The sequence below is a fragment of the Streptomyces sp. NBC_01214 genome, assembly GCF_026340975.1.
Taxonomy (GTDB): Bacteria; Actinomycetota; Actinomycetes; order Streptomycetales; family Streptomycetaceae; genus Streptomyces.
The window spans coordinates 896,361-918,920 of the sequence record NZ_JAPEOS010000002.1; the positions used below are offsets into that span (position 1 = coordinate 896,361).

The following is a 22,560-nucleotide window of genomic DNA, read 5'->3' on the forward strand; positions in this document are numbered from 1 at the left end:
TGGGCCCTACGATCGGGGGCCCGTTCATTACCAGACTTAGCTTTCGAGGTGCGCACCTTGGCTTTCCAGATGCCGGACCGCGGCGGAGGCCCTTCCGGGCCACGGATGAGAGTCGGCCGCCCCTCCCGGCGGGCGAGAACTCTCCTCATGACCCTGGGCGTGTTGGCCGTCCTGGCCATGCTCTTCATCATGTTCGCGGGCTTCTGGACTGACTGGCTCTGGTTCCGCTCCGTGAAGTACTCCACCGTCTTCACCACCACCCTGTGGACCAAGGTCGGCCTCTTCGCCGTCTTCGGTCTGCTGATGGCCGGTGCGGTCGGGCTGAACATCTGGCTGGCACACCGGCTGCGGCCGCCGCTCAGCGCGATGTCGATGGAGCAGCAGAGCCTCGACCGCTACCGGATGAGCATCGCCCCGTACAAGAAGTGGCTGCTCCTGGGCATCGCGGTGCTCGTCGGCCTGATCGCGGGCGCTTCGGCGGCCGGCCAGTGGAAGACCTGGCTCATGTACGTGAACGGCGTGCCCTTCGGTTCGAAGGACCCGCAGTTCCACATGGACGTGTCCTTCTACACCTTCGACCTGCCCTGGTACCGCTTCCTGCTCGGCTTCGGCTTCGCCGCCGTCGTGCTGTCGGTCATCGCTGCGGCCGCCGTGCACTACCTGTACGGCGGACTGCGCGTGACGAGCCCGGGTGCGCGGGCCACCGCCGCCGCCACCGGGCACCTGTCGGTGCTGCTCGGCCTCTTCGTCACGCTCAAGGCGGTCGCCTACTGGCTCGACCGGTACGGGCTCGCCGTGAAGTCCAGCGACTTCAAGGCCGCCGACAACTGGACGGGCCTGCGCTACGTCGACGCCAACGCCTACCTGCCGGCGAAGACGATCCTCGTCGCCATCGCCGCGATCTGCGCCGTGCTGTTCTTCGCGACGCTGTGGCGCCGCACCTGGCAGCTGCCGGTCATCGGCTTCGGCCTGATGGTGCTCTCGGCGATCCTGATCGGCGGGCTCTACCCGGCGATCGTGCAGAAGTTCCAGGTCCAGCCGAACGAGCAGGCCAAGGAATCCCCGTACGTCCAGAAGAACATCAAGGCCACGCGCGACGCCTACGGCATCGCCGGCTCGGAGGTCACGGACTACCCGGGCGTCCCGCAGACGGAGGACCGGGGCAAGCTGCGGCCGCAGGCCGACAGCACGGCCAGCATCCGCATCCTCGACCCGAACATCGTCTCGCCGGCCTTCCAGCAGCTCCAGCAGGTCAAGGGCTACTACGCCTTCCCGTCCACGCTCGCCGTGGACCGGTACAGCGGCCAGGACACGGTCATCGGGCTGCGCGAGCTGAACATCGGCGGCATCCCGAAGAACAACTGGATCAACGACCACTTCAAGTACACGCACGGTTACGGCGTGGTCGCGGCCAAGGGCACCTCCGTGAAGGAGGGCGCTCCCGACTTCACCCAGTCCGACCTGCCCTCCAAGGGCGTGTTCGGCACGGACTTCGAGCAGCGCATCTACTACGGCGAGCAGACGAAGCAGTACTCGATCGTCGGCGGTCCGCAGAAGGAGCTCGACTACTCGGACGACAAGGGCGAGAAGGAGACGAGCTACAAGGGCGACTCCGGCGTCAACCTCGACAACCCGGTCAACCGGGCCGCCTACGCGCTCACCTTCAACGAGCCGCAGATCCTCTACTCGGGCGCCATCGGCGACGGCTCGCGGATCCTCTACAACCGCACGCCCAAGCAGCGCGTCGAGGCCGTCGCCCCGTGGCTGACCATCGACGGCGCGCCCTACCCGGCCGTGATCGACGGCCGGATCAAGTGGATCGTCGACGCGTACACGACCACCAACGGTTACCCGTACGCCTCGCGCACCACGCTGGGCCAGAGCACCGCGGACTCGCTGACCAACAGCCAGCGCGCGGTGGTCGCCCAGGAGAACCAGGTCAACTACATCCGCAACTCGGTCAAGGCCACCGTCGACGCGTACGACGGCTCGGTCGACCTGTACCAGTGGGACACCGCGGACCCGGTCCTGAAGACCTGGATGAAGGCGTTCCCGGGCACGGTGAAGCCCAAGGCCGACATCGCCAAGCCGCTCATGGAACACCTCCGGTACCCGCAGGACCTCTTCAAGGTCCAGCGCGAGCTGCTGACCCGGTACCACGTCACCGACCCGCAGACCTTCCTCAGCGGCAGTGAGGCGTGGGCGGTCCCGGACGACCCGACGACCAAGGCCGGTACGGCCGTTCCGCCGTACTACCTGTCGATGAAGATGCCGGGCCAGAAGGAGAAGGACCAGGTCTTCTCGCTCACCACGACGTTCACGCCGAACGAGCGGCCCAACCTGAGTGCCTTCATGGCGGTCAACGCCGATCCGGGCACCCCGGACTACGGCAAGATCCGAATTCTGAAGATGCCGACGAGCAAGCCGCCGGACGGGCCCGGTCAGGTGCAGAGCAAGTTCCAGTCGGAGCCGAAGATCGCCGAATCCATCCGCCTGCTGCGCGGTGGTGACTCGGAGATCGAGTACGGCAACCTGCTCGCGGTGCCGCTGGACGGCGGGATGCTCTACGTCGAGCCGGTCTACGTCCGTAGCTCCGGCCTGAAGTACCCGCTGCTGCGCAAGGTGCTGGTGACCTACGGCAACCAGACCGCCTTCGAGGACAACCTGGAGAAGGCGCTGAACGTGGTCTTCGGGGCCGAGGCGCCGACCGTTCCGGTACCCCCGGAGCAGCCGCCGGGTCAGGGCACCGTCACGCCGCCGACCATCCAGGACCCGACGGTCAAGGCGGCCCTCGGTGATGCGCAGAAGGCCATCGAGGATGCCGAGAAGGCCCGGCAGGCCGGCGACTGGGCGGCCTTCGGCAAGGCCCAGGAGGAGATCAAGGCGGCACTGAAGCGGGCGATCGAGGCCGAGGCGAAGCTGTCGACGCCGCCCGCTCCGTCCGGCCAGTGATCAATCGGTAATGGTTCCACCCCGCGTCGTGATACTGTGGTTTCACCGACGCGGGGTGGAGCAGCTCGGTAGCTCGCTGGGCTCATAACCCAGAGGTCGCAGGTTCAAATCCTGTCCCCGCTACTGAAGATGAAGGCCCGGATCCATGGGATCCGGGCCTTCGTCATGTCCGGGACGGACACGCGGTAGCCGGGGAGGGTGACTTGTGGGTGGAGCGTGTTTGACTTACCTCACTGTGGGCATGTCGACAAAACGCTGTAGTGACCTCACTGGCTGCGACATAGCAGGTGTACGCGGGTAGCAGGTGATGCGACGATGGGATTTATGGGGGACAGGTCAACTCTGCTGGAGACAGGGCGGTTTGTGAGGGCGGAGTCCGGGACGGACACAGAGGCCGAGGGGGCGGCTCCGGTCGTCGACGCGCAGACCGCACTGACCGATGCGGATTTCTTGGACAAGCACGGCGCGGAGGAGATGTTCGCCGAGACCGACGCGGCAAGTGACGCCGAGCTCGAAGCACGGCACCGGGTGGCCGCCGACAAGGGCGACCCCGGAGCCATGAGCGTGCTCGGCGCGCTGCTGCTGCGCCGCGGCGACCTCGACGGCGCCGAACCGTACCTGAGGGGAGCCACCGGCGAAGGGGACCGCGCCGCCGCGAACAACCTCGGCGTGCTGCTCCACCAGCGGGGCTACCCGGAAGACGCGGCCGGCTGGTGGCGGGTCGCCGCCGTCGCCGGATCCGCCCCCGCCGCGCACGCCCTCGGCCGCTACTTCCGCGAGCGCGGGGACGAGCCCGCCGCCGAGTACTGGATGCGGCAGGCGGCCGAGTCCGGCCACGCGCTGGGCGCGTACGGGCTGGCCGACCTGCTGGAGCACCGCGGGGACAAGGGCGTCGAGCGGTGGTTCCGCGCCGCCGCCGAACAGGGGCACCGCGAAGCCGCGTACCGGCTGGCGAGGCACCTGCGCAAGGGCGACCCCACCGAGGCCGAGCAGTGGTACCGGCAGGCGGCCGCGCGCGGGCACCGGCGCGCCGCCCTGCACCTGGGCGCCCTGCTGGAGGCGCGCGGCGAGCTCAAGGAAGCCGGGCGCTGGTACCTGACCTCCGCCAAGCAGGGGGAGGCCCGGGCGGCGTGCGCGCTCGGCTTCCTGCTGCGCGATGCCGGTGACGAGGAGAGCGCCGCCGTGTGGTGGCACCGGGCGGCGCAGGACGGCGACGGCAACGCCGCCAACGCACTGGGCGCACTGCACGCCGCACGCGGCGAGACCCAGACCGCGGAGCGCTGGTACCGGACCGCCATGGACGCCGGCGACCAAAACGGGGCGTACAACCTTGCTCTGCTGTGCGTCGCACAGGACCGGACCGCGCAGGCCGAGCAGTGGTACCGGCGGGCCGCCTACGCCGGGCACCGCGAGGCGGCCAACGCGCTGGCGATCATGCTGCTCCAGGTCGGGGACGCGGCGGGCGCCGAGCCGTGGTTCTCGAAGGCCGCCGAGGCGGGCAGCGTCGACGCCGCGTTCAACCTCGGGATCCTGTTCGCCAGCCGCGACGAGGACCGGACGGCACTGAAGTGGTACGAGCGGGCCGCTTCGGCCGGCCACACCGACGCGGCGCTGCAGGTCGGCATCGCGCTGGTGCGGGACGGCGAGGACCGGGCGGCCGAGCGGCACCTGCGCTGCGCGGCGGGCGGCGGCAGCGCGGAGGCGGCGTTCCGCCTGGCCGCGCTGCTGGAGTCGCTGGCCCCGCCGCCGGAGCCGGTGGCCCTGGGCGAGCCCGTGGGCGGCGCCCCGCGCACCGAGAGCGAGGAGTGGTACGAGCGGGCCGCCGAGCTGGGGCACCGCCGGGCCCAGGTGCGGGTCGGCATGTTGGCCGCCGCACGCGGCGACCTGGCCGTCGCCGCGCGCTGGTACCGGGAGGCGGCCGAGGCCGGCTCCCGCAACGGCGCCTTCAACCTCGGGCTGCTGCTGGCCCGCGAGGGGAACGAGCCGGAGGCCGCCCTGTGGTGGACCCGCGCGGCGGTGGCGGGCCACGGCCGCGCCGCCCTGCGCCTCGGCCTGCTGGCGGCCCGCCACGGGGACCTCGCGGAGGGCCAGAAGTGGTGCGTGCGCGCCATGGAGCTGGGTCCGGCTGAGGTCTCGCAGCGGGCGGCCCGGCTGCGCGAGGCCCTGGCTGAGGAACTCTCGGCCTGAGCCCCGGCGGTGCGCCCGCTCCGGTTCCTAGCGGTAGATCCAGGAGGTGGAGCGGGCGTAGACGTGCCGGAAGGCGATCGGCATCAGCAGGTCGTTGACCCGGCGCCGCACCGTGCCCGGGGTCTTCGCGTCGCGGTTCGTCGCCGCGGACCGGGTCATCCGGGCCACCCGCGGGCGGCGCAGCCGGGTGTACTCGGTCAGGGCCCGGTCCACGCCCGGAACCGATGCCACGCACCGGGCCAGGGCCATCGCGTCCTCGATCGCCATCGACGCGCCCTGCCCGGCCCCGACCGGATGGGCCGCGTCGCCGATCAGGACGGTGCGCCCGTCGTGCCAGACGGGTACGTCCGCCAGACGGTGCATCGGCATCGAGCGGTCGACGCGGGTGGCCGCCCGGATCACGGACAGCGGAAGCTCCTCCTTGGCGTACAGCTCCGCCAGTCGGGCCCGGGTGACCTCCGCCGGGTCCGGGGGCTCCGGGGCGGGCACCTGGGCCGACCACCAGACCGTGCCGTCCGCCGCCGGGACGCAGAGGAAGGCTCCCCGCCGGCCGAAGACGAAGTGGTAGATGCCCGGCGGGAGGTGAACGCCTTCGGAGACCCCCGACACGCAGTAGAGCCCGGCGTACTGCACCTGGGGCGCCGCCGGGTCCAGCGTCGAGCGGGTGGCGGACCAGATGCCGTCGGCCGCCACCACCAGGTCCGCGTCCAGGTCCGCCGGTTCCACCCGCCGCCCCGTCTCGATCCGGGCCCCGGCCGAAGCCGCCTCGGCGCGCAGCACTTCCACCAGCCGCCCGCGCATCAGCGTCGTGCTGTGCAGGTCGTCCGAGGCGAGCCGGCCGCGCGGCACCTCCCCGAGGAGCTTGCCCGAGGAGGACCACATCCGCTGCAGGGCGACCTGGAACCCGGCGGCCTGTACCTGCGGGAGGCAGCCCAGGGCCTCCAGCCCCCGCAGCCCGTTGACGGCGAGGCTGAGGAACGAGCCCACTTGCCCGGCCGGGTCCTCGTACGCCTCGTGGATCGTGACCTCCGCGCCGGTCGCCCGGCGCAGGGCGATCGCGCTCGCCGCTCCGGCGACTCCGCCCCCGATGACTGACACACGCATGCCCGACCCCTCTCGCTGAATCCACATTCACTGAACTTTGATTCGGTGAAACTCGATTCAGTATGATGAGGCCGAGAAGACGGCGTCAAGTGGGAGCGGGGATCGCGGTGGGAGTGCGCAAGGAGCGGGCGGCCGGCACGGAGGCGGCGCTCAAGGAGGCGGCGCGGGCGCTCTTCCTGGAGCGCGGCTACGCCCAGACGAAGATCACCGACATCACCAAGGCCGCCGGTCGGTCCACCGGGTCCTTCTACGAGCACTTCGCGGGCAAGGACGAGCTGCTGGACGCGCTGCTCGCGGACATGGGGGCCCAGGTGGACCTGGAGGTCGGCGCCCACGACCACCCCCGCGAGCACGACCTCGCCGACCGGGCGCAGCTGCGGACGCACGTGGCGGTCGCCTGGAGCGCCTTCCGGGACCACCTGCCCGTCGTGGTCGCCCTCTTCCAGAAGTCCATGGCCGAACCGCCCGGCTCGGGGCAGGTCTGGCGGCGTCTGCTCGCAGACACCGCGCCGCTGCGCGAGCACCTCGCGTACATGCGCGAACAGGGGTGTGACCTGCCCGGGGACCCCGAACTGGTCGCCGCGGCGATGGGGGCGATGATCTCGATGCTGGGGTACGCCGCCATGACCGGCGGGGCCGGACCCGACGACGACGAGGTGGTGGAGACGCTGACCGCACTCCTGCATCGGGGGCTGGCCGGTTAACCGATTTGCATCTGCCGTGGGCCTTCACGTAACGTTGGGTTTACCGACGCGGGGTGGAGCAGCTCGGTAGCTCGCTGGGCTCATAACCCAGAGGTCGCAGGTTCAAATCCTGTCCCCGCTACTGAAGGCTCAGGGCCCGGATCCCATGGATCCGGGCCCTGAGTCGTTCCCGGATCATTTCCGCCTGCAAGAAGGCGAACGCGAAGGGCTCGGACCCCCGGGGGGTCCGAGCCCTTTCGTGTGCGTGTGTTCAGGCGGCCGCGCAGTTCGGGCAGACGCCGCGGTAGGTCACCTCGACCGCCGACACGATGAACCCGAAGCGTTCGGCGTCCGGCAGGTCGGCCAGCGGGTTGCCCGCCGGGTGCACGTCGCGGATCGCGCCGCACTGGGCGCAGACCAGGTGCTGGTGGGGCCGGTGGGCGTTCGGGTCGTACCGCTTGGCGCGGCGGTCCGTGGAGACCTCCAGTACCTCGCCGAGGGTGACGAGTTCGCCCAGGGTGTTGTAGACGGTCGCACGGGAGATCTCGGGCAGCTTGGCCACCGCGAGCGCGTGCACCTCGTCGGCCGTCAGGTGCACGTGGTCACCGTCGAGCACCTCGGCCACGACACGCCGCTGCGCCGTCATGCGCCAGCCGCGTCCGCGAAGTCGATCCAGCAGGTCACTCATGGACATCAGCCTAACAGCGAGGGGATTCGGTGTAACTCCCGAACCGATGCGGACTTGGATGCTTACTTGACTTAGACAAAGTCCATCGTAGGATCGGTTACGGCAAACGCCAAGGACAGGACATGCAGGGACGACGCAGGAGGCGCACGTGACGCAGGGACCGCTCACCACGGAGGCTGGAGCACCGGTCGCCGACAACCAGAACAGCGAGACCGCCGGCGTCGGCGGCCCCGTTCTGGTCCAGGACCAGCTGCTGCTCGAGAAGCTCGCGCACTTCAACCGCGAGCGCATCCCGGAGCGCGTGGTGCACGCCCGCGGCGCCGGTGCGTACGGCACCTTCACGCTGACCCGCGACGTCTCGCAGTGGACCCGGGCCGCGTTCCTGTCCGAGGTCGGCAAGGAGACCGAGACCTTCCTGCGCTTCTCCACCGTCGCCGGCAACCTCGGCAGCGCCGACGCGGTCCGCGACCCCCGCGGCTGGGCCCTGAAGTTCTACACCGAAGAGGGCAACTACGACCTCGTCGGCAACAACACCCCGGTGTTCTTCATCAAGGACGCCATCAAGTTCCCCGACTTCATCCACACCCAGAAGCGCGACCCGTACACGGGCTCGCAGGAGGCGGACAACGTCTGGGACTTCTGGGGTCTGTCGCCCGAGTCGACCCACCAGGTGACCTGGCTGTTCGGTGACCGCGGCATCCCGGCGTCCTACCGCCACATGAACGGCTACGGCTCGCACACGTTCCAGTGGAACAACGAGGCCGGCGAGGTCTTCTGGGTCAAGTACCACTTCAAGACCGACCAGGGCATCAAGAACCTCACCCAGGCCGAGGCCAACCAGCTCGCCGGCGAGGACCCCGACTCGCACCAGCGCGACCTGCGCGAGTCCATCGAGCGCGGCGACTTCCCGACCTGGACCGTGCAGGTCCAGATCATGCCCGCGGCCGAGGCGGCCCAGTACCGCTTCAACCCGTTCGACCTCACCAAGGTGTGGCCGCACGAGGACTACCCGCCGATCGAGATCGGCAAGCTGGAGCTCAACCGCAACCCGGAGAACGTCTTCGCCGAGGTCGAGCAGAGCATCTTCAGCCCGGCGCACTTCGTCCCCGGCATCGGTCCGTCCCCGGACAAGATGCTCCAGGGCCGCCTCTTCGGCTACGGCGACGCCCACCGCTACCGCGTCGGCATCAACGCCGACCACCTGCCGGTGAACCGCCCGCACGCCACCGAGGCCCGCACCAACTCCCGTGACGGCTACCTGTACGACGGCCGCCACAAGGGCGCGAAGAACTACGAGCCGAACAGCTTCGGGGGCCCGCACCAGAGCGACCGCCCGCTGTGGCAGCCCATCGACGTGACCGGCGGCACGGGCAACCACGCCGCCGCCGTCCACAGCGAGGACAACGACTTCGTCCAGGCGGGCAACCTCTACCGCCTGTACTCGGAGGACGAGAAGTCCCGTCTGATCGAGAACCTGTCCGGCTTCATCGCCAAGGTCTCCCGCGACGACATCGTCGAGCGCGCGATCAACAACTTCCGCCAGGCGGACGGTGACTTCGGCAAGCGGCTCGAAGCCGCGGTCCAGGCCCTCCGCGGCTGACACGGAGCGCTTGCCGGAGCAGGACGCCGGGCCGCAGCCCTCCTCGGAGGACTGCGGCCCGGCGTCGTTTCAGGCGGCGACCGTCCGCCGCGCCGGGACCCAGCAGCGGATGACGTCGCGCACGGACACGATGCCGACGGGTCCGCCGTGCTCCAGCACGATCAGGTGCCGGAAGCCGCCGTGGACCATGGCCTCGGCGGCTTCCTGCACGGTGGCCTCCGGGGTGCAGAACACGACGTTGTTGGTGGTGTGCGCGCCCACGGACTCCCGGTCCGGGTCGTGCCCCGCGCCGAGCGAGTTGAGGATGTCGCGCTCGGTCAGGATGCCGATTCCGCTGTGGTCGGGGTCGAGGACGACGGCCGCGCCGACGCGCCGGCCGGACATCAGGCAAGCCGCCTGTCGGAGGGTGTGCGCGGGTCCGAGGGTGAGGATCACGGTGCTCATGGCGTCACGGACGAGCATGAAGAGAGCCACCTCCTGGGGTGAATCCCCCCGCCTGGGTGGGTGCGCCTGCGGAGCCGCCTCTAGAGAAACGGTTCACAAGCGCACAAGCGGGGGGACTATCAGATTCCCACGGACCCGCAGGGCCGACAAGAAGGCGCGCACCGGAGTGCGAACAGCGCGCGGAGGGCTCAGGCGCGCGGGCGGAGCAGGTCCAGCATCTCCTCGTGGAGCAGTCCGTTCGAGGCCGCGGCGTTCCCGCCGTGCACCCCGTCCACGCCGTCCAGGCTGGTGAAGCGGCCGCCCGCCTCCTGGACCACGACCGCGATGGCAGCCATGTCCCAGAGGTTGAGTTCGGGCTCGGCGCACAGGTCCAGCGAGCCCTCCGCGACCATCATGTACGGCCAGAAGTCCCCGTAGCCGCGGGTCCGCCAGCACGCCCGGGTCAGGTCCAGGAACCCGGGCAGTCGGCCCTGCTCCTCCCAGCCGCTCAGCGAGGAGTACGCGAACGAGGCGTCGCCCAGCCCGCCCACCTCGGACACGCCGATGGCGTTCGTCCCGCCGAGCGCGCCGCCCGCGTACGCGCCCCCGCCCCTGGTCGCCCACCAGCGGCGGCCCAGAGCCGGCGCGGACACCACGCCGACCACCGGACGGAACTCGCCGTCGGGGTCCTGGGCCATCAGGGAGATCAGCGTCGCCCAGACGGGGACCCCGCGCACGTAGTTCTTCGTGCCGTCGATCGGGTCCACCACCCAGCGGCGCGGACCGCTGCCCTTGAGCCCGTACTCCTCGCCCAGGATGGCGTCGTCCGGCCGCGCGGCCGCGATGCCGGCCCGGATGATCTCCTCGGCCGCCTTGTCCGCCTCGCTCACCGGGGTCATGTCCGGCTTCGTCTCGACCTTCAGGTCGAGGGCGCGGAAGCGCTCCATCGTGGCGGCGTCCGCCGCGTCGGCGAGTTCGAGGGCAAGGCGCAGGTCATCGTCATACTCGGGCATGCCCGAACAGTATCGAGACTCCCGGAGCCCGACCAACGCTGTCCACAGTGCGGCCCCGATGCGCCCTTGACAGGATCTGGCGGCCCGTCAACTCTGACCGGACAGAGCCGAACGGGGAGGCGCGGATGCCGGCAGCCCGGGAGTCCTTGCTGGAGGCGGCGGGAGCGGCGCTCTCGGCGCGCCCCTGGCCGGACGTGCGCATGGTCGACGTGGCCGCCGCGGCGGGGGTGTCCCGGCAGACCCTCTACAACGAGTTCGGCGGCAAGGCGGGCCTGGGGCGCGCCCTGGTCCGCCGCGAGGCCGACCGCTATCTCGACGGGGTCGACCGGGCCCTGTCTGTTCCGGCCCAGGCCGCCGAGCGGCTCGCCGCCGTCGCGGAGTGGACCGTACGGGCGGCCCGCGCGCAGCCCCTCGTACGGGCCCTGCTCACCGGTGCCTGGGACGCGGGCCTGCCCGCGGCGGGCGGCCGGGCACCCGGGCCCGGCGAGCTGGCCCGGGCCGTCCGGGACCGGGCGGCCGCCGCGCTGACGCCGGGGGAGGGCCCGCAGCGCTGCGAACTCGCCGTGCGCCTCGCCCTCTCCTACGTGATCGCCCCGGGGGAGGAGTCGGGGTCGGGCGAGCTGCGCAGGCTGCTCAGTGCGCCGACCCGGACAACTGGAGCCCGATGACGCCCAGGATGACCAGCGAGATCGAGACGAGTTTGAGGGTGGAGACCAGGTCGCCGAGGAAGACCATGCCGTAGATCGCCGTACCGGCGGCGCCGATGCCCGTCCACACCGCGTACGCCGGTCCCACGTCCAGCTTCTTGAGCGCCAGGGTCAGCAGACCGAAGCTGCCGAGGGCGAAGCAGGCGAAGGCGACGGTCGGCCACAGCCGGGTGAATCCGTGGGAGAGCTTGAGGCAGACCGCAAATCCGGTTTCCAGGAGTCCCGCGACCACGACCAGCAGCCACGCCATGTCGAATGCCTCCCCGCGTCACGTGACATCGCGTCACTTGGTGCGATTATGCATTTATCCAGACAGGGCCCTCGACAAACGCGGCCGGACCTTCGCCGGACGGTCAGTCGCCCTCGCGCCGCTCGCGTGTCTCCAGCAGCCGGCGCAGCGAATACAGCCGCGCCGGGTCCGCGTGGCCGTCCTCCACCCACGTGTCGAGCGCGCAGTCCGGCTCGTCGTGGCTGCACGCGCGCGGGCACTCCTCGGTGCCCGGCACCAGGTCCGGGAAGGCCAGGATCACCCGGGACGGGTCCACGTGGTGCAGGCCGAAGGAGCGCACGCCCGGGGTGTCGATGACCCAGCCGTCGCCGCTCGGCAGCGGCAGCGCGAGCGCCGAGGTGGTGGTGTGCCGGCCGCGGCCGGTCACCGCGTTGACGTGCCCGGTGGCGCGCTGGCGGCCCTCGGCGACCAGCGAGTTCACCAAGGTGGTCTTGCCGACGCCCGAGTGTCCGACGAAGGCCGTGATGCGGCCGTCGAGCCGCTCGCGCACCCGGTCCGCCGCGTCGCCCGTGGCCAGCTCCTCGCGGTTGGTCACCACGTAGTTCACGCCGAGCGTCGCGTAGATCTCCAGGATCTTGTCCGCGGAGGTCAGGTCGGACTTGGTGAGCACGAGCAGCGGTTCCAGCCCGGCGTCGTACGCCGCCACCAGGCAGCGGTCGATCATCCGGGGCCGCGGCTCCGGGTCGGCCAGGGCCGTGACGATGGCCAGCTGGTCGGCGTTGGCGACGACCACCCGCTCGTACGGGTCGTCGTCGTCGGCGGTGCGCCGCAGGACGGACTTGCGCTCCTCGATCCGCACGATGCGGGCGAGGGTGTCCTTCTTGCCGGACAGGTCACCGACGATCCAGACCCGGTCGCCGACCACCGCGGCCTTGCGGCCCAGCTCGCGGGCCTTCATCGCGTGCACCGAGCGGCCCTCGACCAGGCAGGTCAGCCGGCCGCGGTCCACGGTGAGGACGAAGCCCTCGGCCGCGTCCTCGTGCTTGGGCCGGATGCTGGTCCGCGGCCGGTTGCCCTTGGGGTTTGGGCGCTGGCGGATGTCGTCCTCGTCGGTGTGCTTGCCGTACCTGCGCATGACGGGCCCTACGCTCCCGCACCCGCTCCGGGAGCCCCGGAGCCACCGGCGTCCCCGGCGAGCATGTCCGTCCACATCTTCGGGAAGTCCGGCAGGGTCTTCGCGGTCGTCGCCACGTTCTCGATCCGTACGCCCTCCACCGCCAGGCCGATCACCGCGCCCGCGGTGGCCATCCGGTGGTCGTCGTACGTGTGGAAGGTGCCGCCGTGCATCCGGCGCGGCCGGATGCGCAGGCCGTCGGCGGTCTCGGTGACGTCGCCGCCGAGCGCGTTGATCTCCTTGGTCAGCGCGGCCAGCCGGTCCGTCTCGTGCAGCCGCAGGTGCGCGACGCCGCGCAGCACCGAATCGGAGTCGGCCAGGGCGGCCACCGCCGCGATGCCCGGGGTGAGCTCGCCGACCTCGCTCAGGTCCACGTCGATGCCGTGGATCTTGCCGGTGCCGGTGAAGACCAGGCCCGCGTCGGTCAGCTCGCAGGAGCCGCCCATCTCGGTGAAGATCCGGCGCAGCGCGTCGCCCGGCTGGGTGGTGCGGCGCGGCCAGTCGGGGATGGTCACCGTGCCGCCGGTGATCAGGGCCGCGGCCAGGAAGGGCTGCGCGTTGGAGAGGTCCGGCTCCACGACCATGTCGCGGCCCAGCAGTGCGCTGGGGGCGACCCGCCAGACGTCCTTCTCACCGCCGGCCTCGGGGGTGTCGACCTGGGCGCCCGCCGCGCGCAGCATCTCCACGGTCATCCGGATGTGCGGCATCGACGGCAGCTTGCCGCCCACGTGCCGGACCTCGACGCCCTGGTTGAACCGCGGGGCGGACAGCAGCAGGGCGGAGACGAACTGCGAGGAGTTGCTGGCGTCGATCTCGACGGTGCCGCCCTCCAGGGCCCCGCCGCCCTGGACGGTCATGGGCAGCGCGCCCCGGCCGTCGTCGTCGATCCGGGCACCGAGCGTGCGCAGGGCGGTGATGACCGGGCCGAGCGGGCGCTCGTAGGAGCGCGGGTCGCCGTCGAAGCGGATGTCGCCGTCGGCGAGGGTGGCGACGGGCGGTAGGAAGCGCATGACCGTGCCCGCGTTGCCGACGTCCACGGTCGTCGGGCCGTGCAGGGCCGCCGGGATGATCCGCCAGGCCTCGCCGCCCGCACCGTCACCGGCGGAGCTCGACGAGACGGTCTCCTCGATGCCGACGCCCAGCGCACGCAGCGCGTCGGACATCAGCTGCGAGTCGCGCGAGCGCAGCGGGCGGCGCACCCAGCCGGGCTCGGCGGCGAGCGCGGCGAGCACGAGGGCCCGGTTGGTGACCGATTTGGAGCCCGGCACCGTGACGGTGGCGCGGACGGTCCCGTCGGCGAGCGGAGCGGGCCAGAGGGCGGGGAGCGCGGGGGTCTCGGTCATGGCCACCACTTTAGTGGCTTCCCCGACCCCAGATCTTGATCCCGGTCCCGTCTCGGGGAGCGGTCACAGGGCGAGCAGCCAGCGGGCCCCGCCGATCAGCGAGCACAGTGCGACGACGTGGAAGAAGAGCAGCCACACCACCGGGTGCAGGTGGGTGAGCCGGCCGAGCTGGTCGGCGTCGGAATCGGGGGCCCCGCCGCCCCGGCGCTTGGCCCCCAGCTCGAAGACCGGCCGGACCCCGCCGAACAGCAGGAACCACACCACCAGGTACGCGAAACCGGCCTGCACCTCGGCCGGGGCCAGCCAGGACACCAGCAGGAAGGTTCCGCCGGTCAGTACCACCGTCAGCGCCCCGTACGCGTTCCGGATCATCACCAGCATCGCCAGGAGCAGGGCGGTGGCCACCCACAGCAGCAGCGTGATCCGGTGCGCGGACAGCAGCGCCGCCCCGCCCAGCCCGAGCAGCGAGGGCGCCGTGTACCCGCCCGCGGCGGTCAAGATCATCCCCAGCCCGGTCGGCCGGCCCCGGCTGACGGTGACCCCGCTGGTGTCGGAGTGCAGCCGTATCCCGCTCAGACGCCGCCCGGTCAGCAGTGCCAGCAGCCCGTGCCCGCCCTCGTGCGCGATGGTGACGGCGTTGCGCGAAAGCCGCCACAGCGGGCGGGGACCCACCGCAGCCACTGCGACGAGCCCCGTCACGATCACCAACCACAGGTCGGGCGAGGTCTGTATGCCCGTGAGCCGGTCCCACAGACCGGCCGTCGTGCTGCTGTCCATAAGGTGGCGGACTCCTTGCGGTGGTGTACCGGGGGCACCTCCCAGCGGTAGCTGGGGGCGACATGGCAGTGTGGCAGCCATGTGTGGACGGTATGCGGCGAGTCGTAGGCCCGAGGACCTGGTGGAGGCCTTCGGCATCGAGAAGTGGGAGCCGGAGGAGGCCCTGGCCCCCGATTTCAACGTGGCGCCGACGAAAGAGGTCCACGTGGTCCTCGACCGTCCCCTCAAAGACGCCCCGCACCCGCGTCCGGTTCGCCAGCTGCGCGTCCTGAAATGGGGGCTGGTCCCCTCCTGGGCCCAGAACCCCGACGGCGCCGCCCGGATGATCAACGCCCGGTCCGAGACCCTGCACGAGAAGCCCTCCTTCCGCCGGCCCTTCGCACAGCGCCGCTGCATCGTCCCCGCCGACGGCTACTACGAGTGGGTCACCGCCCACGACGAGCGGCAGCTGGAGGTGGAGGGCAAGAAGAAGCGGGCCCGCAAGCAGCCCTACTTCGTGCTCCCCTCCGACGGCTCCGTCTTCGCCATGGCCGGGATATACGAGTTCTGGCGCGACCGGACCCTGCCCGACGAACACCCGCTCTCCTGGTGGGTCACCTGCTCGGTGATCACCACGGAGGCCGAGGCCGGCCCCCTGGCAGTGGCCCCCGCCGAAGGGCCGCGCTCGCTCGCCGACATCCACCCGCGGATGCCGCTGATGCTGGCCCCGGACCGCTGGGACGCCTGGCTGGACCCGGCGAACACCGACACCGAGGGCTCGCTGAGGGAGCTGCTCGCCCCGCCGCCCGGCGGGCTGATGCGGGCCTACCCGGTGTCGACCGCCGTGAGCAACGTGCGCAACAACGGCCCGGAGCTGTTGACGGAACTGGCCGCGCCGGAGGAGGGCACCCTCTTTTGACCCGGGCAGGATGGGACGCATGACCACGCGTACCGAGAGCGTCGACACCACGGCGGGCGAAGCCCGCATCACCTGGCACCCGGCGCCGGAGCCGAGGCTCGTGCTCGCCGTGAGCCACGGCGCCGGCGGCGGCATCGAGGCCCGGGACCTTGGGGCGCTGGCCGCCGCCCTGCCCGCCCGCGGCATCACGGTGGCCCTGGTCGAACAGCCCTGGCGGGTCGCCGGGAAGAAGGTCGCCGCCGCGCCCAAGGTGCTGGACGAGGGCTGGCGCGGGCTGTGGCCGGCGCTCACGGAGCCCGGGCTGCCCGTGGTCGCCGGCGGGCGCAGCGCCGGGGCCCGGGTGGCCTGCCGGACCGCCGCCGAACTGGGAGCCGCCGGGGTGCTGGCGCTGGCCTTCCCGCTGCACCCGCCGGGCCGGCCGGAGAAGTCCCGCGCCGAAGAACTCACCGGGGCCGGCCGGCCCGCCCTCGTGGTCCAGGGCGGCCGGGACCCCTTCGGGCGGCCCGAGGAATTCCCGCCACCGGGCGGGCAGGACCCGTACGAGCTCGTGGAGGTGGCGTACGCCGATCACGGCTTCGCGGTGCCGAAGAAGGCGGACACCACCCAGGAGGAAGCGCTCCGGACGATCACCGAAGCCGTGGGGGAGTGGCTCGCCCGGCTCTCCGTCTGAGGCCCGCCGGCCGCGTCCCGGAGAAAGCCGGAAACCCGCCGGACGCCCGGGAATGCGCCGCCCGCCCCTTCTGTTGTCTCGGATGTCGGAACGTAGGGGAACTCGTCGGAGGAGAGGGAGCGCATGACCCAGGTCATCAGCCAGAACCGTCGGCAGGCCGCTGACCTGGACTGGACCGTGCTGCCGGCACCGAAGCGCGGCTCGCTTCGGGCGGCGGAGGGCCAGGAAGGTCGACTATTCTCCGATTCGAGCGGATCCGCTTTCGGAGCCGCCACGCTGTCGGAGGAGGTGGGTCCTGTCGCTGGGACCGACGAAGGCCACGCGGAGGAGACGACCCTGGAGCGCAACGCGCGCTTCGAACGGGACGCCCTCGGCTACCTCGACCAGATGTACTCGGCCGCGCTGCGCATGACGCGCAATCCGGCCGACGCCGAGGACCTGGTCCAGGAGACGTACGCGAAGGCGTACGCGTCCTTCCACCAGTTCCGCGAGGGCACCAACCTGAAGGCGTGGCTCTACCGCATTCTGACCAACACCTTCATCAACTCCTACCGCAAGAAGCAGCGCGAGCCCCAGCGCAGCGCCGCGGAGGAGATCGAGGACTGGCAGCTGGCGCGCGCCGAGTCGCACATGTCGACCGGACTGCGTTCCGCCGAGTCGCAGGCGCTCGACCACCTGCCGGATTCGGACGTGAAGGAAGCCCTGCAGGCCATTCCGGAGGAGTTCCGCATCGCGGTCTACCTTGCCGACGTAGAGGGCTTTGCGTACAAGGAGATCGCGGACATCATGGGTACACCCATCGGTACGGTCATGTCGCGACTGCACCGTGGCCGCCGTCAACTCCGCGGAATGCTGGAGGACTATGCCCGTGAGCGCGGGCTGGTTCCCGCGGGCGCGGGAGAGTCGAACGACCGGAAAGGCTCGGACTCATGAGTTGCGGAGAGCCGCACGAGACAGAGTGCTCTGAGGTCCTGGACCACCTGTACGAGTTCCTCGACCAGGAGATGCCGGACAGTGACTGCACGAAGTTCGAGACGCATTTCGGCGAGTGCAATCCCTGCCTGGAGAAGTACGGACTCGAACAGGCCGTGAAGAAGCTGGTAAAGCGCTGCTGCGGGTCTGACGACGTGCCGACCGACCTGCGGTCGAAGGTGATGGGCCGGATCGAACTGATCAGGTCCGGCCAGTCGGTGCCCGACCACGACGTCACCGCCGACAATCCCGCGCCCGGCTGACCCGCGACGCCGACCGGCTAGACGAGGGAACACCCGCCCCCGGAAGAGCAGTTCATTCACCCGAATGTGCTAATCCGGGGGCGTCCGCATGGCCCAATGCGGAAATGTGGCCCACCTCGCTCCCGGCCCCACCTATTCTCCCCATTCGGTGCCGGCTCGATCCGGCACCCGGTGTGCACGGCACAGGGGGAGGAGAGCGCCATGCGGGCACTTCCGCCGGGGGCGCGCGGATTCATCCTGTGCGCCGTTCTCGCGGCCGTCGCGTGCGTCCTCCCCGCCTTCACGGATTCCGGTACGCCCTGGGCGGCCGTGGCCCTGCTCTCCGTGCTCTACCTCGGCTCCGAACTCCTCAAGGTCTGCCCGCCGCTGGGCAGCCGGGTGCCCGAGGGCATCGGCTCCTTCTTCCCCGTGGTGCTCGCCGCCGTCTTCCTGCTGCCGCCCGCCGCCGCCGCGCTCGTGGCGCTGCCCGGAGGACTCGCGGGCACCGTGATCCAGCGGCCCGCCCGGGTGCGCCGCCTGTGGCACGGCGCGCAGCAGGCGACGGCGGCCTGGGTCGCCGGCCGGGTCTACGGGCTGCTGCGCGGCCCGGCCACCCTCGGCGGCGGGCTCCCCACCGACTCCGGGCTCCCCGCAGGAGCGGCCGACTTCCCCTCCGTGCTGCTTCCCGCGACGGCCGCGGCCGTCGCCTTCTGCCTGGTGCTCACCGCCCTCGACGGCGGCATCCTGGCCGCCGCCGAACGCCGCCCGGCCGCCACCGCCTGGCGCGGGCTCCTGGCCTCCTCCCTCGCCCCGCACTGCGTCCACGGCCTCGCCGGCCTGATGATGGCCGTCATGTGGCGCAGCCCCTACGGGCCCCCGGCCGCGCTGCTCGTCCTGCTGCCGATGTACATCTCCTGCTGGGTCTTCGCCCAGTACCACCGCGAGCGCACCGCCCACCAGGCGACCATTCGCGCCCTCGTCCAGGCCGTCGACATCAAGGACCGCTACACGCGCGGCCACAGCGAACGGGTCGGCCAGGCCTCCACGATGATCGCCCGGGAGCTGGGCATGACGGAGGACCGGCTGGAGACGGTGCGCATCGCCGGGATCCTGCACGACGTGGGCAAACTCGGCGTCCCCACTCGGCTGCTGCGCAAGGACGGGCCGCTCACCCCGCAGGAGCGCCGGATCATCGAGCTGCACCCCGAGTACGGGCACGAGATGGTGCGCGGCATCGGCTTCCTCGGCGAGGCCCGCTCCGCGATCCTGCACCACCACGAGCGCGTCGACGGCTCCGGCTATCCGTACGGGCTGACCGGTGAGCAGATCCCGGTACTGGCCCGGGTGGTGGCCGTGGCCGATGCCTTCGACGCGATGACCTCGACCCGCTCGTACAGCCGGGCCCGGCCGGTGCCGGTCGCCCTGGCGGAGCTGGAACGCTGTGCGGGGGCGCAGTTCGACCCGTCGATGGTGCGGGCGCTGGTCGACGCGATCGGCCGGACCGGCTGGCACCCGGTGGTGACCTCGGACGAGGACCTCCAGGTGGTCCCGGCGAGTGCCGCGGTGGGGCCGGTGCCGGGGCCCTCGGTCCTGGTCGGGATGCCGGACCAGGGCTCCCGTCCGGTCGCAGCGGCCCCGCCGCCGGACAGGGTCCCCGCGGTGCCCGGCCCCGCCGGCGGGGCCGGGCCGGACGCGGCCGGTGCCGGGGCGGGCGGATGAGGGCCCCGGTCGCGTGGACCGTGCGGGGAGCCGCCGGGGTGCTCATCGGCGCCGCGCTCGGCCACACCCTGTGGAACGGCCTCGCCGAGCCCGGCGCCGCCCTGGCCTTCGCCACCCTGATCACCGTCGGGGAGCTCGCCCGCCGGGACCCCCTCGGCCGCCACCCCGCACCGCTCGGCTCCGCCGGAGCCCTCGCCTACGCCCTGCTCGGCCAGAACGCCGGGCAGCCCACCCACCACGGGGTGCTCCAGACCGTCGCGGTCGTCGTCGCGGCCGTCCTCGCCGGGATCGTCCCGCACATCGCCCGCGGCCGCGGACCCGCCCTCGACCACCTGTCCCGCCGGGTGCTCACGGTCGCCTTCGCCGCCGCCTGTTTCCAGCCGCTCTACAACTCGGGCCGGCTGGAGCAGTGGGTCGGCCAGGGCCCGTACCTCGTCGGCTACCTGCTCTCCCTCCTCGGCCTCACCGCCCTGTGCGACGCCGTGCTCGCCGCCGCCCTCGCCGGGGCCCGGACCGGGCGGCCGTACGGCCCGCTGCTGCACGACGAACTGCGCGCCCAGCTCGGCGTCGGCTCGGCGATCTGCGCCACCGGGGTCGTGATGGCCCTCGGCGCGGCCGTCGCGGGCCTGTGGGCCGTCACCGTCTTCAGCGGGCCCCTGCTGTTGACCCAGCTGTCCTTCCACCGGATCACCGCGATCCGCACCACCTACCGCCAGACCATCACCTCCCTCGCCCGCGCCACCGAGATCGCCGGCTGCACCAGGCCGGGCCACTCCCGCAGGGTGGCCGCCCTGAGCTGCGCCGTCGGCCGGGAGCTGGGCCTGTCGGAGCGGGAGCTCACGGTGCTGGAGTACGCGGCCCTGATGCACGACATCGGGCAGCTCTCCCTCGTCGACCCGGTCCCGGACGGGGCCACGGCCGGGCTGCCCGACGGGGAGGCCCGCCGGATCGCCGAGCTGGGCGGGGAGGTGGCCCGGCAGACCGGGGTGCCCGCCGAGGTCGCCGTGGTGGTGGAGCGCCAGGCGGATCCGTACCGCGAGCAGCCCACGGCGGCCCGGATCGTGCGTACGGTGAACGCGTACGACGATCTGGTCGGCGGGAGCCGTCACCCGGGCGGCTCACTGGCCGCCCTGGAGCGGCTCCGCCTGGGCACCGGCCACGATTACCAGCCGGAGGTCGTGGAGTGCCTGGCAAGGGTTCTGGCCAGGGGCGGACGTGGCAGAGTGGTGCCCGTCCCACCTGGGTAACCCATGGGTAATGAGCGGCCGTCCGAGTGGGCATGGTTGGATGCCAGTAAGAGGGACCGTAGGAGTGTCCGCAAGGCTGCACCGTTGTCCCCCAGCAACCGCTGGGAGGTGCCCCCAGGCAGGCGGGAATCGTGAGGATCTTCGGGAAGGTACGGCATCGGCCCTCCGCCTCGTGGCGGCAGGCCACCGACCGCGCGTTCACGCTGATCGGCGACGGGCGGTACGAGGACGCGGGCGCGCTCCTGACCAGAGCGGCGGACCTGGAGCCCTGGCTGTCCGAGTCCTGGTTCAATCTGGCGCTGCTCCACAAGTTCCGGCACGACTGGGAGCAGGCGCGGGCCGCCGGGTTGCGCGCCGTGGCCCTGCTGGACCGTGAGACGGGCGCCCCGGACTGGTGGAACGTGGGGATCGCCGCCACCGCGCTGCAGGACTGGCCGCTGGCCCGGCGGGCCTGGCAGGCGTACGGGCTGAAGGTGCCCGGGGACGCGGCCGGGGCGGGCGAGCCGGTCGGGATGGAGCTCGGCAGCGCCGCCGTGCGGCTCTCGCCCGAGGGCGAGGCCGAGGTGGTGTGGGGCCGCCGGCTGGACCCGGCCCGGCTGGAGGTCCTGTCGATCCCGCTGCCCTCCTCGGGGCGGCGCTGGGGCGAGGTCGTGCTCCACGACGGGGTTCCGCACGGCGAGCGGGTGACCGCCGCCGGGCCCTCGTACCCCGTGTTCGACGAGATCGAGCTGTGGGCGCCGTCCCCGGTGCCGACCTGGGTGGTGCTGCTGGAGGCGGCCACCGAGGCGGACCGCGACGCGCTGGAGCAGCTGGCTTCGGACGCCGGATTCGCCGCCGAGGACTGGTCCTCGTCGGTGCGGCTGCTGTGCCGGACCTGCTCGGAGAGCGAAATGCCGAGCGACGAGGGCGACGGCGAGCAGCACCTCGATCCGCACGACCACAGCGAGCCGGGCCACCCCGGACCGCTCGGGCACCGTACGGCCGGCTCCGGCTCCCTGTGGGTCCCCGAGCGCGAGTGCGGCATCGCGGCACCGGCCGGTCTGGTGCGCGGACTGCTCGACGGCTGGGTCGCGGACAGTCCGGGCACCAGGGAGTGGCGGGATCTCGAAGAAGTCTGCTGACCCGGGGCCGTAGGCTGTACGGGCACATCGGTGGCCACCACGACCATCGGTGACCGGGACTTACGGAAGGCGTACGGCGGACATGGCGCAGCAGGAGAACGAGGTTGTCGAGAGCGTGAACGACGGGTACGTCGTGGACACCGAGGACTGTGAGGCGCGCGAGCTCGCCCACCGTCAGCGCGGTACGGCCCGTCCGATCACGGTGGTCGGCAACCCGGTCCTGCACCGGGAGTGCAAGGACGTCACCGAGTTCGGCGACGAGCTGGCGCAGCTGATCGACGACATGTTCGCCAGCCAGAAGGCCGCCGAGGGCGTGGGCCTGGCCGCGAACCAGATCGGCGTGGACGCCAAGGTCTTCGTCTACGACTGCCCGGACGACGACGGCAAGCGGCACACCGGTGTCGTCGTCAACCCGAAGCTGATCGAGCTGCCGGCCGGCGCGCGGGTGCTGGACGACTCGAACGAGGGCTGCCTGTCGGTCCCGACCGCGTACGCCTCGCTGGCCCGCCCGGACTACGCCGAGGTCGAGGGCCAGGACGCGCAGGGCAACCCGATCAAGGTGCGCGGCACCGGCTACTTCGCCCGCTGCCTGCAGCACGAGACCGACCACCTGTACGGCTACCTCTACATCGACCGCCTCTCCAAGCGCGACCGCAAGGACGCCCTGCGGCAGATGGAAGAGGGCACCCCGCGCTACGAGACCGTCCCCAACGCCTGATCCGCCCAGGTCCTGTCGTCAAAGTGGCGTCGGTAACGCCGCGTGCTCGGGCGCCCCGAGAACCTGGGGGTCCCCCCGGACGGAGTCTGGGGG

Annotated in this window: 21 protein-coding genes and 2 tRNA genes; 15 read left to right on the forward strand and 8 right to left on the reverse strand. The window is 71.8% G+C overall.

Annotated elements, in window-relative coordinates:
• The first annotated feature begins 69 nt into the window (after positions 1-69).
• The 3 genes from OG594_RS29065 to OG594_RS29075 all read left to right on the forward strand — a co-directional run bounded on the left by OG594_RS29065 (position 70) and on the right by OG594_RS29075 (position 5,139).
• Positions 70-2,952, forward strand: coding sequence for a UPF0182 family protein (locus OG594_RS29065; protein WP_266606617.1), 2,883 nt, complete (start codon positions 70-72; stop codon positions 2,950-2,952).
• 49 nt (positions 2,953-3,001) lie between these two features.
• Positions 3,002-3,075: transfer RNA gene (locus tag OG594_RS29070), tRNA-Met, on the forward strand.
• Positions 3,076-3,267: 192 nt separating this feature from the next.
• The gene (locus OG594_RS29075) at positions 3,268-5,139 is read left to right on the forward strand and encodes a tetratricopeptide repeat protein (RefSeq protein WP_266604707.1); all 1,872 of its coding nucleotides are present in this window, start codon (positions 3,268-3,270) and stop codon (positions 5,137-5,139) included.
• 27 nt (positions 5,140-5,166) lie between these two features.
• On the opposite strand, the gene OG594_RS29080 is transcribed toward OG594_RS29075, so the two are convergent.
• Complete coding sequence (locus tag OG594_RS29080) at positions 5,167-6,243, reverse strand: NAD(P)/FAD-dependent oxidoreductase (RefSeq protein ID WP_266604709.1); 1,077 nt, start codon at positions 6,241-6,243, stop codon at positions 5,167-5,169.
• 89 nt (positions 6,244-6,332) lie between these two features.
• On the opposite strand from OG594_RS29080, the gene OG594_RS29085 reads away from it, so the two are divergent.
• Together OG594_RS29085 and OG594_RS29090 are read left to right on the forward strand one after the other, a co-directional pair.
• Entirely contained in the window at positions 6,333-6,947 is a 615-nt protein-coding gene (locus OG594_RS29085; RefSeq protein WP_266604711.1) for a TetR/AcrR family transcriptional regulator, read from the forward strand.
• A 47-nt stretch (positions 6,948-6,994) separates the two neighbouring features.
• Positions 6,995-7,068, forward strand: a tRNA-Met gene (locus OG594_RS29090).
• Between the two features lie 129 nt (positions 7,069-7,197).
• On the opposite strand, the gene OG594_RS29095 is transcribed toward OG594_RS29090, so the two are convergent.
• Positions 7,198-7,614 (reverse strand): Fur family transcriptional regulator, encoded by a 417-nt coding sequence (locus OG594_RS29095; protein ID WP_266604713.1) that lies wholly within the window; start codon positions 7,612-7,614, stop codon positions 7,198-7,200.
• A gap of 148 nt (positions 7,615-7,762) precedes the next feature.
• Here OG594_RS29095 and OG594_RS29100 point away from each other — a divergent pair, with 148 nt between their 5' ends.
• Positions 7,763-9,214, forward strand: coding sequence for a catalase (locus OG594_RS29100; protein WP_266604715.1), 1,452 nt, complete (start codon positions 7,763-7,765; stop codon positions 9,212-9,214).
• Between the two features lie 69 nt (positions 9,215-9,283).
• Here the strand turns inward: OG594_RS29100 and OG594_RS29105 are convergent, their stop codons facing one another.
• Positions 9,284-9,676, reverse strand: coding sequence for a cyclic nucleotide-binding/CBS domain-containing protein (locus OG594_RS29105; RefSeq protein ID WP_266604717.1), 393 nt, complete (start codon positions 9,674-9,676; stop codon positions 9,284-9,286).
• 170 nt (positions 9,677-9,846) lie between these two features.
• Positions 9,847-10,650: a histidinol-phosphatase gene (gene hisN, locus OG594_RS29110; RefSeq protein WP_266604719.1), complete on the reverse strand. Its 804-nt coding sequence runs from the start codon at positions 10,648-10,650 to the stop codon at positions 9,847-9,849.
• 125 nt (positions 10,651-10,775) lie between these two features.
• Between hisN and OG594_RS29115 the strand changes: the two genes are divergently transcribed.
• The gene (locus OG594_RS29115) at positions 10,776-11,318 is read left to right on the forward strand and encodes a TetR/AcrR family transcriptional regulator (protein WP_266604721.1); all 543 of its coding nucleotides are present in this window, start codon (positions 10,776-10,778) and stop codon (positions 11,316-11,318) included.
• Here OG594_RS29115 and OG594_RS29120 read toward each other — a convergent pair.
• The 4 genes from OG594_RS29120 to OG594_RS29135 form a co-directional block, all read right to left on the reverse strand.
• Positions 11,284-11,607, reverse strand: coding sequence for a multidrug efflux SMR transporter (locus tag OG594_RS29120; RefSeq protein WP_030011402.1), 324 nt, complete (start codon positions 11,605-11,607; stop codon positions 11,284-11,286). The genes OG594_RS29115 and OG594_RS29120 overlap by 35 nt on opposite strands.
• A 103-nt stretch (positions 11,608-11,710) precedes the next feature.
• On the reverse strand, positions 11,711-12,721 hold the full coding sequence (rsgA, locus tag OG594_RS29125) for a ribosome small subunit-dependent GTPase A (protein WP_266604724.1): 1,011 nt from the start codon (positions 12,719-12,721) through the stop codon (positions 11,711-11,713).
• An 8-nt stretch (positions 12,722-12,729) separates the two neighbouring features.
• Complete coding sequence (gene aroA, locus OG594_RS29130; RefSeq protein ID WP_266604726.1) at positions 12,730-14,103, reverse strand: 3-phosphoshikimate 1-carboxyvinyltransferase; 1,374 nt, start codon at positions 14,101-14,103, stop codon at positions 12,730-12,732.
• A 63-nt stretch (positions 14,104-14,166) separates the two neighbouring features.
• Complete coding sequence (locus OG594_RS29135; protein WP_266604728.1) at positions 14,167-14,880, reverse strand: M50 family metallopeptidase; 714 nt, start codon at positions 14,878-14,880, stop codon at positions 14,167-14,169.
• Between the two features lie 79 nt (positions 14,881-14,959).
• Here OG594_RS29135 and OG594_RS29140 point away from each other — a divergent pair, with 79 nt between their 5' ends.
• The 8 genes from OG594_RS29140 (at position 14,960) to def (ending at position 22,467) form a co-directional block, all read left to right on the forward strand.
• Positions 14,960-15,778, forward strand: a complete 819-nt coding sequence (locus tag OG594_RS29140) for an SOS response-associated peptidase (protein WP_266604729.1) — start codon at positions 14,960-14,962, stop codon at positions 15,776-15,778.
• A 19-nt stretch (positions 15,779-15,797) separates the two neighbouring features.
• A complete protein-coding gene (locus OG594_RS29145) occupies positions 15,798-16,448 on the forward strand; it encodes an alpha/beta family hydrolase (protein WP_266604731.1) in 651 nt (216 codons plus the stop codon).
• 288 nt (positions 16,449-16,736) lie between these two features.
• Positions 16,737-17,381 carry a sigma-70 family RNA polymerase sigma factor gene (locus tag OG594_RS29150; protein ID WP_030012983.1) on the forward strand — a complete coding sequence of 215 codons (645 nt, stop codon included), beginning with the start codon at positions 16,737-16,739 and terminating at the stop codon, positions 17,379-17,381.
• Positions 17,378-17,683, forward strand: coding sequence for a mycothiol system anti-sigma-R factor (gene rsrA / locus OG594_RS29155; protein ID WP_266604733.1), 306 nt, complete (start codon positions 17,378-17,380; stop codon positions 17,681-17,683). Before OG594_RS29150 ends, rsrA begins: the two co-directional genes overlap by 4 nt.
• 201 nt (positions 17,684-17,884) lie before the next feature.
• The gene (locus OG594_RS29160; protein WP_266604735.1) at positions 17,885-19,381 is read left to right on the forward strand and encodes an HD-GYP domain-containing protein; all 1,497 of its coding nucleotides are present in this window, start codon (positions 17,885-17,887) and stop codon (positions 19,379-19,381) included.
• Entirely contained in the window at positions 19,378-20,628 is a 1,251-nt protein-coding gene (locus OG594_RS29165) for an HD-GYP domain-containing protein (protein WP_266604737.1), read from the forward strand. The genes OG594_RS29160 and OG594_RS29165 overlap by 4 nt, the downstream gene beginning before the upstream one ends.
• 131 nt (positions 20,629-20,759) lie before the next feature.
• Positions 20,760-21,749: a hypothetical protein gene (locus OG594_RS29170; RefSeq protein WP_030011692.1), complete on the forward strand. Its 990-nt coding sequence runs from the start codon at positions 20,760-20,762 to the stop codon at positions 21,747-21,749.
• An 82-nt stretch (positions 21,750-21,831) separates the two neighbouring features.
• The gene (gene def / locus OG594_RS29175; RefSeq protein ID WP_266604740.1) at positions 21,832-22,467 is read left to right on the forward strand and encodes a peptide deformylase; all 636 of its coding nucleotides are present in this window, start codon (positions 21,832-21,834) and stop codon (positions 22,465-22,467) included.
• Positions 22,468-22,560: the final 93 nt, after the last annotated feature.